Here is a 15,408-nt window from a genome sequence, read left to right as displayed (position 1 = left end):
AAGGGAATTGACGTGTCGACAATGCCGTCAGGAAGTCCGGTCACCGTTGGTGGGCAGTTCGACCCGGAACGTGGCGCCGGCGCCGGGGGCGGTGTCCAGGGTGAGGGTGCCGCCGTGCGCGCGGGTGAGCGCGGTCGCGATGGCGAGGCCGAGTCCGGCGCCGCCGCCGCCGTGCCGGCTGCGGGAGGCGTCGACCCGGTAGAAGCGGTCGAAGACCCGCTGGGCCTGGCCGTCGGTGAGCCCCGGCCCGGCGTCGGCGACCTCCAGCAGGCAGACACCGCCCGCGCCGCCGACCCCGATCCGCACCGGGGTGCCGGGCGGGGTGTGCTTGACCGCGTTGCCGACCAGGTTGGTGACCACCTGCCGCAGCCGGGCCTCGTCGCCGAGGACGGGGGCCGCGCCGGGGGCCCCGGTGCCGGACGGGCCGGTGAGGGAGACGGGCCGGGTCGGGTCGAGGGCGGTGAGGTCGTGCAGCGCGTCCGCGGCGAGGGTGCGCAGGTCCATCGGGGCGAGGTCGAGCGGGCGTTCCTCGTCGAGCCGGGCGAGCACCAGCAGGTCCTCGACCAGGGCGCCCATCCGGACGGCCTCGCTCTCGATCCGGGTCATGGTCCGCTTGACGTCCCCGTCGGTGGGCAGCGCGCCCATCCGGTAGAGCTCGGTGAAACCGCGGATCCCGGCGAGCGGGGTGCGCAGCTCGTGCGAGGCGTCGGCGACGAACCGCCGCATCCGGGCCTCGGATTCGGCGCGGGCGGCGAAGGCGGCCTCGATCTGGGTGAGCATGCCGTTGAGCGCGACGGAGAGCCGCCCGACCTCGGTGCCGGGGGAGAGTTCCGGCATCCGGTGGGAGAGTTCGCCGTCGGCGATCCGGGCGGCGCCGGCCTCGATCCGGCGCAGTGGCCGCAGTCCGGCCCGGACGGCGAAGAAGCCGAGCCCGGCGATCAGCAGGAGGACGGCGCCGCCGATCGCGAGGAAGGAGCTGCGCAGCTTGCCGACGGTGGCGTCGATGTCCGCGCGGGAGACGGCCACCATGACGTAGGTCGCGGTGACGGCGGGCGAGGCGTAGTCGCTGGGGCTGGCGGCGGCCGGGGCCCGGGGGGTCTGGATCGGCAGCACGAGGACCCGCCAGTTGTAGTGGCCGCGCTGGTCGGGCAGGTCGAAGGGGACGTCGGGTTCGGTGCGGGTCGGGTCGAGGCCGCCGAGTTGGGGCGCCGGGTCGCTGTCGGAGACGGGCTGGCGCATGACGGCCTGCACCTTGCCGTCCGAGGAGAGGTACTGGACCAGGTACTGGCTGGGCAGGGTGCTGCGTTTGCCGGTGACGGCGGGGCGCCCGGCCTCCGGGGCGCCGACCCGGACCGGGCCCTTGTGGGACAGCGGCAGCCCGTACCGCTGGAGCTGCTCGTCGAGTTGGTCGACCAGCTGCACCCGGACGGTGCCGAGCACGACGGCGTCGCTGACCACCAGCCCGGTGGTGACCAGCACCAGCGCGAGCACCAGTAGCCGGGCGCGCAGGGAAAGCCGGGACAGCCCGGACAGCCTTGACAGTCGGGAGAACGGCAGCCGGGAGAGCGACCGCCGGAACACCGACAGCCGGGTGGAGAAGCGGGCGGACACGGAGCGGACCGGTCAGCCCTGCAGGGGGCGGCGCAGCGCGTAGCCGATGCCGCGCACGGTGTGGATCAGCTTGGGGCCGTGGGCCGGGCCGGAGTCGAGCTTGCGGCGCAGGTAGGAGATGTACGACTCGACGATGGAGAGGTCGCCGCCGAAGTCGTAGGCCCAGACGTGGTCGAGGATCTGCGCCTTGGAGACCACCCGGCCGACGTTGGCCATCAGGTAGTGCAGCAGCTTGAACTCGGTCGGGGAGAGCGCGACGGGGGTGCCGGCCCGGGTGACCTCGTGGGCGATCGGGTCGAGGCTGAGGTCGGCGACGATGAGCCGGCCGTCCTCGGCGGGCCCGCCGGAGCGGCGCAGGATGGCGCGGATCCGGGCGATCAGCTCCTCCAGGCTGAACGGCTTGGTGACGTAGTCGTCGGCGCCCGCGGCGAGACCCTGGACCTTGTCGCCGACGCCGTCCTTGGCGGTGAGGAAGAGCACCGGGAGGTGGTCGCCGGGGTGGCCGTGCACGGGCCCGGCGATCTGGCCGCGGTTGGTCCGCTCGCGCAGCTTCTCGACGACGGTGAAGCCGTCGAGGTCCGGGAGCATCACGTCGAGGACGACGAGGTCGGGGCGTTCGACGGCTATCAGGTCGAGGGCCTCGGTGCCGCTGGCGGCGGAGGCGACCCGGAAACCGGAGAAGCGCAGCGAGGCGGCGAGCAGCTCGCGGATGTTGGGTTCGTCGTCGACGACGAGGAGGAAGGCCTCGCCAGGGCCGCCGGCCACCGCGGACCCGCCTGGTGTGGTGACTGTGCCTTGCACGGGGCTTTCGCCTCCTGGTCGGACGATGGCATTCGGCATGAGGCTAGCCCCCGGAGGCTATGCGGCATCGATGAATGTTGGATTAACACCTTATCGGTCGGTTTTTTAAGCACAAGGCCCCCAGTGCAGGCTGGATGGTATGCGCACGGACGGTAACGCCCCGGAAGCGCCGACGGCCGGGAAGCCGACGCCCGCGGCCGGGGAGACCGCTCCCCGGCCGCGGAAGGCGCTCCGGTCAGGCGTGCTGGCCGGGCCGGTAGCCGCCGGCGGGCATCCGGGCGATGACGTTGCCGCGGTTGAAGGCGTTGATGATCGCGATGAGGGACACCAGGGCCGCGAGCTGCTCCTCGTCGTAGTGCTTCGCGGCGTCCGCCCAGGCCTCGTCCGTGACCCCGCCGGCCGCGTCGGCCAGGCGGGTGCCCTGCTCCGCCAGCTCCAGGGCGGCGCGCTCGGCGTCGGTGAACACCGTCGCCTCCCGCCAGGCCGCGACCAGGTTGAGGCGGGTCGCCTCCTCCCCGCCGTGCACGGCGTCCTTGAAGTGCATGTCGACGCAGAAGCCGCAGCCGTTGATCTGGCTGGCGCGCAGCTTCACCAACTCCTGCGTCGCGAACGGCAGAGTCGATTCCACGATCACCTTGTTGGCCGCGATGAGGTGCTTGAGGAACGTGGACATGGTCTGGCTGGCGAAGGGGTTCAGGCGGGCTTCCATCGTGTGCTCCCTTGTCGTCGTCCGCTGGTGCCCTCTGAGACAGGGCACCCCGGTGGGCCGTGACAGATGCGCATGTGAGCTGCGTCACCACCGCCTGGGCGACGTCGGATACCCTGCTCGGCGAACCGAGGGAGGGGTTCCAGTGCCGGAATCAGCCATCACCACGGACGCGACCGGATACCGGCCGCTGCTGTTCTCCATCGCCTACGGGATGACGGGCTCCGTGGGCGACGCCGAGGACATCGTCCAGGACGCTCTCCTCGGCCTGACCCGGGCCGACCAGGCCGGGACCACGATCACCAACCTCAAGGCGTACCTGACCACCTCGGTGACCAGGCTGGGCATCAACCACCTGACGTCGGCCCGGGTCCGCCGGGAGACGTACGTGGGCGAGTGGCTGCCCGAGCCCGTCGTGGTGACCGCCGACCGCCCGGGGCCGGCCGAACACGCCGAGCTGGCCGACGCCTTGTCGATGGCGTTCCTCGTCCTGCTGGAGGCCCTCTCCCCGACCGAGCGGGCGGTGTTCATGCTCCGCGAGGCCTTCGGGTACGGCTACCCGGAGATCGCCGACGCCGTCGGCAAGTCCGAGGCCAACTGCCGCCAGATCCTCACCCGCGCCCGCAAGCGCCTCGCCCCCTCCGCCCAAGCCGTCGACACCCGGGCGCGCAAGGCGGAGGCCGACGAACTCGCCCGCAGGTTCTTCGAAGCCACCGAAGGCGGCGACCTGGACGCCCTGCTCCGGCTCCTCTCCCCCGACGTCGTCTTCCACGGCGACGGCGGCGGCAAGGCCCGCGCCCTCGGCAAGGCCCTCACCGGCCTGCGCCGCGTCGCCCAGCTCCTCATAGGCGGCCTGCGCCGCAACCGCAAACTCGGCATCACGCGGAAGCCCGCCACCGTCAACGGCCGCCCGGGCGCCGTCCTCCACGACGCCGACGGCCGCGTCGCCGGCGTCCTCGAACTCGACATCGCCGACGGCGCGATCCGGGCCGTCCACGCCGTCTCCAACCCCGACAAACTCACCCACCTCGGCCCGGTCTCCGACATCGCCCCGGCGAGGACGAAGTGACCTGCCGTCCCTCATGAGGCCCGGTTTCTTCGGATCAAGCACCGATGCCCTTCATACGCTCCTCCACTCCTCGAACGGCACCGATTCGGCGACGGCGATTCGGCGACGGCGATCCGCTCGCCCGGGAGCGAGCGGCGGGCGTGCGGAGTGGGTGCGGAGTGGGTGCAGGCGCGCTCCCGGACGTAGGCAACCTTTCGGCCCGCCCGCGGCATCTAAGGGGTGTCAGGGCCGTGAGAGGGGGAGGACGCGGCGGGCGGAGCCACGGGTGCGCAGGCGCGGTCCGCGGCCATGCCGAGGGGGGGCTGAATTAGTTACAGGCGGCCGTCATTTCTATTGCGCCAATTTGGTGCGTATGCGATTTGACGTGACGAAGTCGACTCCCGGAATCTGTTGCACAGCCGTGACGGCGGCGCACGAAAAACCGTTCGACCGGCTGGCTCCGAGGACTAGCATTCCGGGATGGAATCGAATCTCCCTCCGATATGGAATTCCTCCGACAGCGCGGCTCTCCCCCCGCCCCGCAGGGCGCCGCTCCGGCTGGCCCGCTTCGGTGCGATCTTCCTGGCGGCGAGCGTGGTGTCCGGTGTGCTGCTGGCGGGCCTCGCCCTGCCCGCCGCCGGCGGTTTCGGGCTGACCGCCAAGGGCACGGCGGAGGGCTTCGAGGACATCCCCGGTGACTTCAAGACCCCGCCGCTCACCCAGGCGACGCAGATCTTCGACGCCAAGGGCGGCCTGATCGCCAAGGTGTACGAGCGCGACCGCACGGTCATCGCTCCTGAGCAGATGTCACCGTTCATGCGACAGGCCCAGGTCGACATCGAGGACGCCCGGTTCTACGAGCACGGCGCCGTCGACCTCAAGGGCGTGCTCCGGGCGATCAGCAAGAACGCCGAGAGCGGCACCGCCTCGCAGGGCGCCTCGACGCTGACCCAGCAGTACGTGAAGAACGTCAACGTCGAGAAGGCCGGCGAGGACCAGGCCGCGGTGCTGGAGGCGCAGCGCAAGACCCTGGGTCGCAAGATCCAGGAGCTCAAGGTCGCGATCAAGCTGGAGGAGGACCTGTCGAAGGACCAGATCCTCACCAACTACCTCAACATCACGTACTACGGGAACGGCGCCTACGGCGTGGAGGCCGCCTCCCAGCGCTACTTCAGCAAGAGCAACAAGGACCTGACCATCGCCGAGGCCGCCATGCTGGCCGGGCTGGTGCAGAACCCGTCCCAGTACGACCCGAAGCTGCACCCGGTGGCCGCGCAGAAGCGCCGGGACACGGTCATCGACAAGATGCTGGAGAACAAGCACATCACCGCGGACCAGGCCAAGGAGGCGAAGGCCGCCCCGCTGGGTCTCAACTTCAAGGACCCGCAGAACGGTTGCATCACCGCCACCGCCCAGGGCGGCATGGGCTTCTTCTGCGACTACGTCCGGCACGTGGTCAAGCAGGACCCGGCGTTCGGCCAGAACGCCGCCGACCGCAAGAAGTTCTGGGACACCGGCGGCCTGAACATCTACACCACGCTGGACCCGGACAAGCAGGCCGCCGCCCAGAACGCCGTGACCACCAACGTGAAGATCACCGACAGCGTCTCGGCCGCCGCCACCATGGTCGAGCCGGGCACCGGCAAGATCCTCGCCATGGCCCAGACCCGCCCGTACGGCCTGGACGCCAACAAGAACCAGACCGTCGTCAACCTCAACGTGGACGCGGCGATGGGCGGCGGCAACGGCTTCCAGCCCGGCTCCACGTTCAAGCCGGTCGTCGCGGCGGCGGCCCTGGAGGCGGGCCTGCCGGCGACCCAGGAGTACTCGGCCCCGAACAAGCTCGAATACCCGACCATGAAGACCTGCGAGGGCACCTGGAAGAACCAGGGCCGGCCCAAGACGGTGGTGCCCAACGAAAGCGAGAACGAGAAGGGCCCCTACCAGCTGAAGCAGGCCATGGCCCTCTCGGTCAACACCTACTTCGTGCAGATGGAGCAGGAGATCGGCCTCTGCGCGGTCAAGCAGATGGCCAACAAGCTGGGCGTCACCGGCAAGGCCAGCGGCAAGCCGCTGGAGGAGGTCCCCGCGATGGCCCTGGGAGTGGAGGAGATGAGCCCACTGACCATGGCCAACATCTACGCGACCTTCGCCGCCCAGGGCACGCACTGCGCCCCGATCGCCATCAACAAGATCACCACCGTGGACGGCAAGGACGTCCCCGTCCCGGCCGGCCAGTGCGAGAAGGCGTTCTCCGACGACACGGCGCGGGCGATGAACACCGTCCTGAACGGCGTGACCGAGAACAAGGGCACCGCCGCGGCGCTCAGCCTGGACGACAACCGCCAGATCGCCGGCAAGACCGGCACCTCCGACCGCAAGCGGGCCGCCTGGTTCAACGGCTACACCCCGCAGCTCGCCACCGCCGTCTGGCTCGGCGGCCCCAACGGCGGCGTCGAGATGCGCAACATCACCATCAACGGGAAGCACCGCATCGAGGTGTTCGGCGCCGACGGCCCCGGCCCGATCTGGCAGGACGCCATGAACCAGGCCCTGCGCGGCACGCCCAAGAAGTCCCTGCCGATGGCCGACATCCCCGACCCGGCGCCCAAGACCGACCCGAACAACACCGGCACCGGCACGGGCGCCCCGGCCACCACCCCGCCCGGCCCGCAGCACTGACGGCAGTCACACCGGCGGCCCCTCGCGAGCAGCAAGGGGCCGCCGGATCGTTTCGCTCAGGCGCCGCCGGTGCAGTGGTCGAACTCCCCGGCCTTCGCGCCCCGGAGGAACGCGGGCGAACCACCTGCGAAGGCCCTCGCCCCAGGGATGGGCGAGGGCCTCGCGGCGTCCGGGAGCTACGGGGTCAGCCCCCGGACGGGTTCTTGGGAGCACCGCCACCGCCGAAGCCGCCACCGAAGCCCGCGCCACCCGCACCGGCCGCGGCGCCCTCGACGAGCTGGCTGGCCGTGTAGCCGCCGTCGGCGTCGGGGGTGCCGACGACGGTCACGCTCTGGCCGGGCTGGAGGTCGGCGACCTTGCCCTCCTTGTTGAGCTGGACCTTCGTCGCGTCGCCGGTGGTGACCTTGACGGTGTTGCCGTTGGCATCGGTCAGGTAGACGGTGGTGCCGTCGACGGCCTTGACCGTGCCCCGAGTGAGCCCGGCCTGCCCACCCTGACCCTGACCCGCGCCCTGAGCGGCACCCTGCCCACCCCGGCGGGACCCGTTCTGCCCGTACCCGCCGCCCGCCGCCGGCCGCTGGCCCGCAGCGGCACCCGCAGCCCCGGCGGCCGCAGCAGCGGGCCGGGACGACTTCCCACTCGTCCCGCCGTGGTTCTGCTGGTACCAGACCCCGCCCGCGAAGGCCCCGCTGGCGATCACCCCGCCCGCCAGCACCAGGCTGAGCCAGGGCAGCCTGCGCCGCGGCGGGGCGGCGAGCTCGGCGGTGACGTCGCGGGCGTCCGGCGGGGTCGCGAGCAGGGCGACCTGCTCGGCCGGCGTGCTGCTGCTGACCGTGGCGATCTCGTTGCTCATGGGAGTCCTACTCGTGCCGGAGGGCGTCGATCGGCCGCAGCGAGGCGGCCCGGTTGGCGGGGTAGCTGCCGAAGAACAGCCCGATGGCGACGGCGATGCCGAACGCGCCGATCACGGATTCGGGGATCACCACCGGTTTGATGCCGACGATGCTGAAGTGCGAGCCGGCGATCCCGGCGGCCACCCCGAGCCCGGCGCCGAGCACGGAGAGCAGGGTCGACTCGGTCAGGAACTGCCCGAGGATCACCGCGCGCGGGGCACCGAGCGCCTTGCGGATGCCGATCTCCCTGGTCCGCTCGGTGACCGTCACCAGCATGATGTTGGTGATCCCGATCCCGCCGACGAGCAGCGAGATCGCCGCCACCGCGCCGAGCAGCACGGTGAAGGTCTTCGTGGTGCTCTCCCTCGCCGTGAGCAGCGAGGACTGGCTGGTGATCCGGAAGTCGGCCTTGGTCGGGTCGGCGATCGCGTGGGTGCCGAGCAGCACCCGGGTGATCTCGGCCTGGGCCGCGGTGGTGCTGTCGGCCGAACTGGCCTGCACCAGGATCTGGTTGACCGACCCGAAGCCGGTGAAGGCGTTCTGCACGGTCGGCAGCGGGGCGATCACCACGTCGTCCGGGTCGGTGAAGCCGCTGCCGCCCTTGGCCTGGAGCACGCCGACCACGGTGAACGGGGTGCCGCCGAGGACGATCTTCTTGCCGACCGGGTCCACGGTGTCGAACAGCTGCTTGGCGGTCGTGGCGCCGAGCACCGCGACCTTGCGCGAGCCGAGCACGTCGTCGTCGGTGAAGTACTCGCCGTGCGCGACCTTCTGGTTGGCGGTCTCGAAGTACGCCGGGTAGGTGCCGACGATCGAGCCGGGGCTGTACGAGATGTCCCCGTACAGCGCCGTCCCGCTGGTGGTGACCACCGGGGCGACCGACCTGATCGCGGTCGAGTCGGTGTCGGCGGCCAGCGCCTTGGCGTCGGCGACCGTCAGCTTCTTCACCGAGGAGGTGGCGCGGGCGCCGCCGCTCGCCGAACCGGAGCTGACCGTGAGCGAGTTGGTGCCGAGCGAGGTGATCGACTCCTTCACCGCGACCGACGAGCCGTTGCCGACGGCCAGCAGCAGGATCACCGAGGCGACGCCGATCAGCACCCCGAGCATGGTGAGCGCCGAGCGCACCTTGTTGGCGGCCAGGCCGCCGACCGCGAAGCGGAGCATCTGCCAGAGGATCACGCCGACACCCCCAGCTCGCGCAGCAGTGGCGGCGGCCCGTCCACCGGGGCCTGCCGGACGTCGCTGACGATCCGGCCGTCGACCAGCCGGAGCACCCGCTTGGCGTGCCGAGCGACTTCGTCCTCGTGGGTGATCAGGACGACGGTGCGGCCGGTGGCGTTGAGCGCGTCGACGAGGTCGAGGACCTCCTCGGTGGAGCGGCTGTCCAGGTTGCCGGTGGGCTCGTCGGCGAGCAGCATCGCCGGTGCGGTGACCAGTGCCCGGGCGACCGCGACGCGCTGCTGCTGGCCGCCGGAGAGCTGGTTGGGCCGGTGCCCGGCGCGCTCGGCGAGGCCGACCAGGGAGAGCGCGGCCAGGGCCCGGCGGCGCCGCTCCGAGGCCCGGACGCCCGCGTAGGCGAGCGGCAGCTCGACCTGGGCGAGCGCGGTGGTGCGCGGGATCAGGTTGAAGGACTGGAAGACGAAGCCGATCTTGCGGTTGCGGACCAGCGCGAGCTGCCCCTCGTCGAGGTGGCCGACGTCGATGCCGTCCAGCAGGTAGCGGCCGGCGGTCGGGACGTCCAGGCAGCCGAGGATGTTCATCATGGTGGACTTGCCGGAGCCGGAGCTGCCCATCACCGCGACGTAGTCGCCCTGGTGGATGTTCAGGCTGACGCCGAGCGGGCCGCCGGTGTCCGGGTCCTCCGGGCCGTGCAGCGCGTGCACGACGGCGTCGCCGTGCCCGTACGCCTTGGTGATCCGGCGCAGCTGGATGACGGGCGGGGGCGCCGCCGGGACGCGCTTGTCGATGACGTGACGCATGCTCAGCCCTTACCGCCCCGGCCGGCTCCGCCGCCGCCGGCGGCACCGCCGCCCCCGCCGACGCCCGCCAGCCCGGCGCCGCCGCCCTGGCCGCCGCGACCCTGGCCGCCGCCGACTCCCGGGAAGGAGGCGTTCGGGAAGCCGTTGCCGCCGCTGGTGGTGGGGAGTTCGACCTTGTCGCCCTCCTTCAGCCCGGAGACCACCTGCACCGTGCTGTCGCCCTCGACGCCGACCCCGACGCTGACCCGCTCGCTGGAGCCGTCCGGGTGCACCACGGTCGCGGTGCGGCTGGCGCCGGTGCCGGAGAGCGCGGAGGTGGGCAGTGACAGCGCGCTGTCCGCCTCGCCGGTGATCACCTGGACGGTGGCGCTGAGGCCGGTGCGCAGCGCGCTGGTGTCACCGCTGAGCTGGAGCGTGGCGGCGTACTGGACGGCCGTCGAGCCGGCGCTGCCGCCGCTGCTGCTGGGCAGCGAACTGACGGACAGGACACTGGCGTTGAGCTTGGTGTCGGACTGCGCGTTCAGGGTGACGGTGGCCGCCTCGCCCTTCTTCAGCTTGAGCGAGTCCAGTTCGGAGAAGTTGGCGGTGACCTGCATCCCGGTCGGGTTGGTCAGCACGATGAAGCCGCTCGGCGCGCCGCCCGAGGCGGTGCTGCCGGTGGACGACTTGCCGGTCGACCCGGACGACCCGGTGGCGCCCGACGAACCGGACGAGCCGCCGGAACTCGCGCCGCCCACGGTGTCGCCGACCTTCGCCGAGACGGACGCGACCGTCCCGTCCACCGAGGCGGTCAGGGTGGTGCCGGTCAGCGCCGCCTGGGCGTTGGCGAGGGTGGTCTGCGCGGTGGCGACCTGCTGCTGGGCCTGGGCGACGGCCGCGTCGTCGACCTTGGTGGTGGTGATGGTGGTGGTCTGCGGAGCGGGCGTGCTGTTCGCGCCCGCTCCGCGGTCCCCACCACCGCCGCCGTTGCCGCCGGCGCCGGAGGTCGCACCCGGCAGCGGCTGGGTGGTCGTGGTGGTCACCCCGGCCTGCGCCTTGGTGAGGTTGGCGTTGGCCGTGGTGAGGGACGCCTGGGCGGCGTCCACCTGCTGCTGGGCGGCCGTGGTGTCGACGGTGGCGAGCACCTGGCCCTTCTTGACGGCGTCCCCGACCGCGACCTTGACCGAGGTGAGCCGGCCGCCGGTGGCGAAGTCCTGGGCCGCGTCGGTCGGTGAGACCAGGGTGCCGGTTCCGGACACGGTGGCCAGGACCGTTCCCTTGGCCACGGTCGCCGTACGGATCTGGGTCTTGCCGGCGGCGGCACTGGTGCCGCCGTTCACTGTGGCGTACACCAGGGCGGCACCGCCCAGGAGCGCCACGCCGAGCGCGGAGTTGACGAGGACGACGCCTCGCCGTCGCGGGAGCACCTTCATGCCGGACAGCTTTCCTGGGCGCTCTTGCGGAGCCCTGGGCGCGGGCTGGGAGAAGACTGACCGGGCGGATCCGGGCATTCCGGTCACACCGCCCGGTTCGCGCGGGCGCCTTGGCCGTGCCGTGGGCCGTCGTTGGCCGAACTCCCAGCGGGCTCCCAGTGAGTTCCGGTGATCTCCAGCCATCCGGCAGCGCCCCGGGTCCCACCGCCGACCGCCCCAGACCCCCGGGAACGCCGTAGGGGCGCACCGCGAACGGCGCGCCCCCACGGAGAAGGGAGGGATCAGAGCGTCTTGCGGAACGCCTCGGCCACCGAGAGGAAGATCGAGTTGCCCTCGGTCTCGCCGATCGAGATCCGGACGCCCTCCGGGAACGGCCGGACGATCACCCCGGCCTCGGCGCACGCGACGGCGAACTCCTGCGAGCGCTCGCCGAGGCCCAGCCAGACGAAGTTGGCCTGCGAGTCCGGGATCTCCCAGCCCTGGGCGCGCAGCCCGGCCACCACCCGGGTGCGCTCCTCGACCAGCGCGTCCACCCGCTCCAGCAGCGCCTGCTCGGCGCGCACCGAGGCGACGGCGGCGTTCTGGGCGAGCTGGCTGACGCCGAACGGGACGGCGGTCTTGCGCAGCGCGTTGGCCACCGGCTCGTGCGCGATCGCGAAGCCGACCCGCATGCCCGCGAGGCCGTACGCCTTGGAGAAGGTGCGCAGCACGCAGACGTTGGGGCGGTCCCGGTAGAGGTCGATGCCGTTGGGCACCTCGGGGTCGCGGATGAACTCGATGTACGCCTCGTCGACGACCACCAGGACGTCGGACGGGACGGCGTCCAGGAAGCGCTCCAGCTCGGCGCGGTGGATCACGTTGCCGGTGGGGTTGTTGGGGTTGCAGACGAACACCAGCCGGGTCTTCGGGGTGATCGCGGCGAGCATCGCGTCCAGGTCGTGGTCGCCGGCCTCGGTGATCGGCACCGGGACGGGGGTCGCGCCGGCGACCTGGGTGATGATCGGGTACGCCTCGAAGGAGCGCCAGGCGAAGACCACCTCGTCGCCGGGGCCCGCGGTGGCGAGGATCAGCGACTGGGCGACGCCGACCGAGCCGGTGCCGGTGGCGATGTGCTCGACGGGCACGCCGAAGCGCTCGGCCAGCACCTCGCTGAGCTCGCCGACGGCCATGTCGGGGTAGCGGTTGAGCGAGCCGGCCGCCGCGACCGCCGCCTCCAGCACGCCGGGCAGCGGGTCGTACGGGTTCTCGTTGGAGGACAGCTTGTACGCGTCGGCGCCGGCCGGCTTGCCGGGCTTGTAGGTGGGGATGCCGTCCAGGGTCGGCCGCAGCCGCGGGCCCTGCGCTGACGTACTCGTCACGGTCCTACTCCTTCTCGATGCTGTCCGCGCGCGTTCGGCGCGTGTTCGGCGCGTGTTCTCCGGTGCGGTCGCCCCCGCCACCTGTGGGATCGCCACCGTGCCCGGGATCTCGGAACGCGTCCGGGGCACCCCGGTCGGGTGCCTTGAACGATACCGACCGCGCTCACCCGTAGGGGTGAGATGCCCGGTCGGGTGACAGGCGCAGATCAGCCATTCTGCCGGGTTCCTTTGGCACATGTCAGAGGTAAGACGGCTGGTTTCGTGCGGGTATCGAAGGAGCGCACCCCGGCTCACTCTTGGAGAAACGTATCTCCGAGGGCTCCCGATGCGCCGGTCACAGACCCTTGTCAGGAGCCATACGATCGGTCCGCCATGACAGCAGCAGCCAACCAGAGCGGTCGGCGTCCCACCACCTCACGGCGTCTGGAGCGGGCCGGCATCCGGGATGTGGCAGCAGCCGCCGGAGTGTCGATCACCACCGTCTCCGACGCGCTGAACGGAAAGGGCCGCCTGCCCGACGAGACCCGCAGCCGGGTGCGCGAGGTCGCCGAACGCCTCGGCTACCGGCCCTCCGCCGCCGCCCGCACCCTGCGCACCGGACGGTCCGGCCTGATCGGGCTGACCGTCACGACCTACGGCGAAGAGCCGTTCACCTTCACGGAGTTCGCGTACTTCGCCGAGATGGCCCGGGCCGCCACCAGCGCCGCCCTCGGCCGCGGCTACGCGCTGGTGGTGCTGCCCGCCTCCTCCCGCCACGACGTCTGGGGCAACATCGCCCTGGACGGCACCGTGGTGATCGACCCGCCCGACCAGGACCCCCTGGTCAGCGAGCTGTACCGGTCCGGCGTCCCGGTCGTCAGCGACGGCAAACCCGGCAACTGCCCGGTCACCGCCTGGGTCGACAACGACCACGAGGCCGCCGTGCTCGGCATCCTCGACCACCTCTCCGAGGCCGGTGCCCGCCGCATCGGCCTGCTCACCGGCACCAGCACCGACACCTACACCCGGCTCTCCACCGAGGCCTACCTCGGCTGGTGCGCCAAGGTCGGCCAGGAACCGGTCTACGAGGCCTACCCCGCGCACGACCCGGCCGCCGGCGCCGTCGCCGCCGACCGGCTGCTCGCCCGCCCCGACCGGCCCGACGCCGTCTACGGCCTGTTCGACCCCAACGGCACCGACCTGCTCGCCGCCGCCCGCCGCTACGGCCTGCGGGTCCCCGACGACCTGCTGCTGGTCTGCTGCAGCGAGAGCGACGTCTACGCCACCACCGAACCGCCGATCACCACGCTCTCCCTCAAGCCCCGCCGGATCGGCACCACCGTGGTCAACCTGCTCATCGACGCCATCGAGGGAGTCGACTCCGGGACGGGCGTCGACATCGCCCGGCTCTTCCCGCCGCGCTTCCGCACCGCCGGCACCGGCCCGCCACCGGGCACCCTGATGCCGACCGAGCTGATCGTCCGCGCGTCCTCCCTGCGCCGGAGCCCGCGCACCACCGTCAGCCCTCCCCGACTCCCGGGCGAGGTCTAGACCATACCGAGCCGGGACAAAACGGACCTTGCGGGACGGCCCGGCTGACGCTCCGGAGGATTGGATACCCACCAGGTGACGACGCCGGGAGAGTGGTCTTCCTATGATGGGCGAATGACACCCGAGGACCGCTTCCCCGGGCCTGAACACCCCGACTCAGGCCCCCGCCACCAGCCGGACCTCGACGTGCTGCCGTACGGCACCTACTACGAACCGGAGCCCGCCACCGGCTACCCCGGCACGCCGTACGAAGCGGAGACCTACAGCGGCTACGGCGGAGCCCGCTACCTGGAGCAGCACTGGCCCGCCGACGGGCAGGACCACACCGTGCACGCCCCGGAGAATGCCCCGCTCTTCTCCCACCAGGACCACGCCGGTTCCCACCAGGACCACCCCGGCTACGAGCCGACCCTGCCCGACCAGCAGTCCCCCGCCCACCAGGACCACGCCCACCAGGACCACGCCCACCAGGCCCCCGGCCGCGACGACCCGCCGACCATCGAACTCGGCCCGCCGCTGCCCGACCCCTCCGCGCCCAGCTACCCGTACCCCGCCCCCGGCCCCGGCGAGCCCCCCGGCCCGCTCTACGTCGTCGGCGACGTGCACGGCTACCTGGAGGAGCTCCGCGCCGAGCTGCGCCACCAGGGCCTGATCGACGCCGAAGGCCACTGGTCCGCCGGCCGCTCCCGGATCTGGTTCCTCGGCGACTTCACCGACCGCGGCCCCGACGGCATCGGCGTCATCGATCTCGTGATGCAGCTCGCCGCCGAAGCCGCCGCCGCCGGCGGCTACTGCCGCGCCCTGATGGGCAATCACGAACTGCTCTTCCTCGGCGCCGCCCGGTACGGCGACGAACCCGTCCAGTCCACCGCCGGCACCGCCTCCTTCCTCGCCGCCTGGCGGCTCAACGGCGGCCAGCAGCACGACCTGGACCGGCTGGAGGGCCACCACATCAGCTGGCTCTCCCGGCTGCCCGCCATCGCGCTGGAGGACGGCCACCTGCTGCTGCACTCCGACACCACCGCGTACCTGGAGTACGGCGAGTCCATCCCCGACGTCAACGACGCCGTCCACAGCCTGCTCGCCGACGAGGGCGTCGACGAGTGGTGGGACTGCTTCCGCCGCTTCACCAAGCGCTTCGCCTTCCGCGGCGACGCCGGCCCGACGGCCGTCCACGAACTCCTCGACACCTACGGCGGCACCCGCATCGTGCACGGGCACAGCCCCATCCCGTACCTCACCGGCGCGGTGCACGCCGACGACGGCCAGCCGCCGCACATCCCCGGCCCCTACGTCTACGCCGACGACCTCGCGGTGGCCATGGACGGCGGCGTCACCATGGAAGGGCGCCTGCTCGTCGCCCGACTCCCCGTCAACTGAGGCCCGCG

General features: G+C 72.0%; 12 protein-coding genes. 4 read left to right on the top strand and 8 right to left on the bottom strand.

Annotation, left to right across the window (positions count from 1 at the left end; genetic code table 11):
• Positions 1-27 precede the first annotated feature (27 nt).
• The 3 genes from ACIQVZ_RS03550 to ACIQVZ_RS03540 all read right to left on the bottom strand — a co-directional run bounded on the left by ACIQVZ_RS03550 (position 28) and on the right by ACIQVZ_RS03540 (position 3,121).
• Positions 28-1,611, bottom strand: coding sequence for a HAMP domain-containing sensor histidine kinase (locus ACIQVZ_RS03550; RefSeq protein WP_350876884.1), 1,584 nt, complete (start codon positions 1,609-1,611; stop codon positions 28-30).
• A 12-nt stretch (positions 1,612-1,623) separates the two neighbouring features.
• The gene (locus ACIQVZ_RS03545) at positions 1,624-2,412 is read right to left on the bottom strand and encodes a response regulator transcription factor (RefSeq protein ID WP_402446811.1); all 789 of its coding nucleotides are present in this window, start codon (positions 2,410-2,412) and stop codon (positions 1,624-1,626) included.
• 235 nt (positions 2,413-2,647) lie between these two features.
• A complete protein-coding gene (locus ACIQVZ_RS03540; protein WP_402446809.1) occupies positions 2,648-3,121 on the bottom strand; it encodes a carboxymuconolactone decarboxylase family protein in 474 nt (157 codons plus the stop codon).
• 142 nt (positions 3,122-3,263) lie between these two features.
• On the opposite strand from ACIQVZ_RS03540, the gene ACIQVZ_RS03535 reads away from it, so the two are divergent.
• Together ACIQVZ_RS03535 and ACIQVZ_RS03530 are read left to right on the top strand one after the other, a co-directional pair.
• Positions 3,264-4,187 (top strand): RNA polymerase sigma-70 factor, encoded by a 924-nt coding sequence (locus ACIQVZ_RS03535; protein ID WP_402446806.1) that lies wholly within the window; start codon positions 3,264-3,266, stop codon positions 4,185-4,187.
• A gap of 459 nt (positions 4,188-4,646) precedes the next feature.
• Positions 4,647-6,848 carry a transglycosylase domain-containing protein gene (locus tag ACIQVZ_RS03530; RefSeq protein ID WP_402446803.1) on the top strand — a complete coding sequence of 734 codons (2,202 nt, stop codon included), beginning with the start codon at positions 4,647-4,649 and terminating at the stop codon, positions 6,846-6,848.
• 184 nt (positions 6,849-7,032) lie between these two features.
• On the opposite strand, the gene ACIQVZ_RS03525 is transcribed toward ACIQVZ_RS03530, so the two are convergent.
• The 5 genes from ACIQVZ_RS03525 to hisC all read right to left on the bottom strand — a co-directional run bounded on the left by ACIQVZ_RS03525 (position 7,033) and on the right by hisC (position 12,490).
• Entirely contained in the window at positions 7,033-7,701 is a 669-nt protein-coding gene (locus ACIQVZ_RS03525) for a DUF5666 domain-containing protein (protein ID WP_402446801.1), read from the bottom strand.
• 7 nt (positions 7,702-7,708) lie between these two features.
• Positions 7,709-8,920 (bottom strand): ABC transporter permease, encoded by a 1,212-nt coding sequence (locus ACIQVZ_RS03520; protein ID WP_350876859.1) that lies wholly within the window; start codon positions 8,918-8,920, stop codon positions 7,709-7,711.
• On the bottom strand, positions 8,917-9,720 hold the full coding sequence (locus ACIQVZ_RS03515) for an ABC transporter ATP-binding protein (RefSeq protein ID WP_350876857.1): 804 nt from the start codon (positions 9,718-9,720) through the stop codon (positions 8,917-8,919). Before ACIQVZ_RS03515 ends, ACIQVZ_RS03520 begins: the two co-directional genes overlap by 4 nt.
• A 2-nt stretch (positions 9,721-9,722) precedes the next feature.
• Entirely contained in the window at positions 9,723-11,132 is a 1,410-nt protein-coding gene (locus tag ACIQVZ_RS03510) for a biotin/lipoyl-binding protein (RefSeq protein WP_350876855.1), read from the bottom strand.
• Between the two features lie 281 nt (positions 11,133-11,413).
• Complete coding sequence (gene hisC, locus ACIQVZ_RS03505) at positions 11,414-12,490, bottom strand: histidinol-phosphate transaminase (RefSeq protein WP_371517822.1); 1,077 nt, start codon at positions 12,488-12,490, stop codon at positions 11,414-11,416.
• A gap of 372 nt (positions 12,491-12,862) precedes the next feature.
• On the opposite strand from hisC, the gene ACIQVZ_RS03500 reads away from it, so the two are divergent.
• Positions 12,863-14,020, top strand: a complete 1,158-nt coding sequence (locus ACIQVZ_RS03500; protein ID WP_350876851.1) for a LacI family DNA-binding transcriptional regulator — start codon at positions 12,863-12,865, stop codon at positions 14,018-14,020.
• A 114-nt stretch (positions 14,021-14,134) separates the two neighbouring features.
• A complete protein-coding gene (locus ACIQVZ_RS03495) occupies positions 14,135-15,400 on the top strand; it encodes a metallophosphoesterase (RefSeq protein WP_402446795.1) in 1,266 nt (421 codons plus the stop codon).
• Positions 15,401-15,408 lie beyond the last annotated feature (8 nt).

The organism is Kitasatospora sp. NPDC098663 (assembly GCF_044760075.1).
Taxonomy (GTDB): Bacteria; Actinomycetota; Actinomycetes; order Streptomycetales; family Streptomycetaceae; genus Kitasatospora.
Note: the sequence above shows the minus strand (reverse complement) of the source record. Positions and strands in the feature narration are given on the sequence as shown.

Coding starts and splice junctions, on each gene's coding strand:
- ACIQVZ_RS03515 (WP_350876857.1), bottom strand. CDS start 9,720: ATGCGTCACGTCATCGACAAGCGCGTCCCGGCGGCGCCCCCGCCCGTC.
- ACIQVZ_RS03510 (WP_350876855.1), bottom strand. CDS start 11,132: ATGAAGGTGCTCCCGCGACGGCGAGGCGTCGTCCTCGTCAACTCCGCG.
- ACIQVZ_RS03500 (WP_350876851.1), top strand. CDS start 12,863: ATGACAGCAGCAGCCAACCAGAGCGGTCGGCGTCCCACCACCTCACGG.
- ACIQVZ_RS03540 (WP_402446809.1), bottom strand. CDS start 3,121: ATGGAAGCCCGCCTGAACCCCTTCGCCAGCCAGACCATGTCCACGTTC.
- ACIQVZ_RS03495 (WP_402446795.1), top strand. CDS start 14,135: ATGACACCCGAGGACCGCTTCCCCGGGCCTGAACACCCCGACTCAGGC.
- ACIQVZ_RS03525 (WP_402446801.1), bottom strand. CDS start 7,701: ATGAGCAACGAGATCGCCACGGTCAGCAGCAGCACGCCGGCCGAGCAG.
- ACIQVZ_RS03530 (WP_402446803.1), top strand. CDS start 4,647: ATGGAATCGAATCTCCCTCCGATATGGAATTCCTCCGACAGCGCGGCT.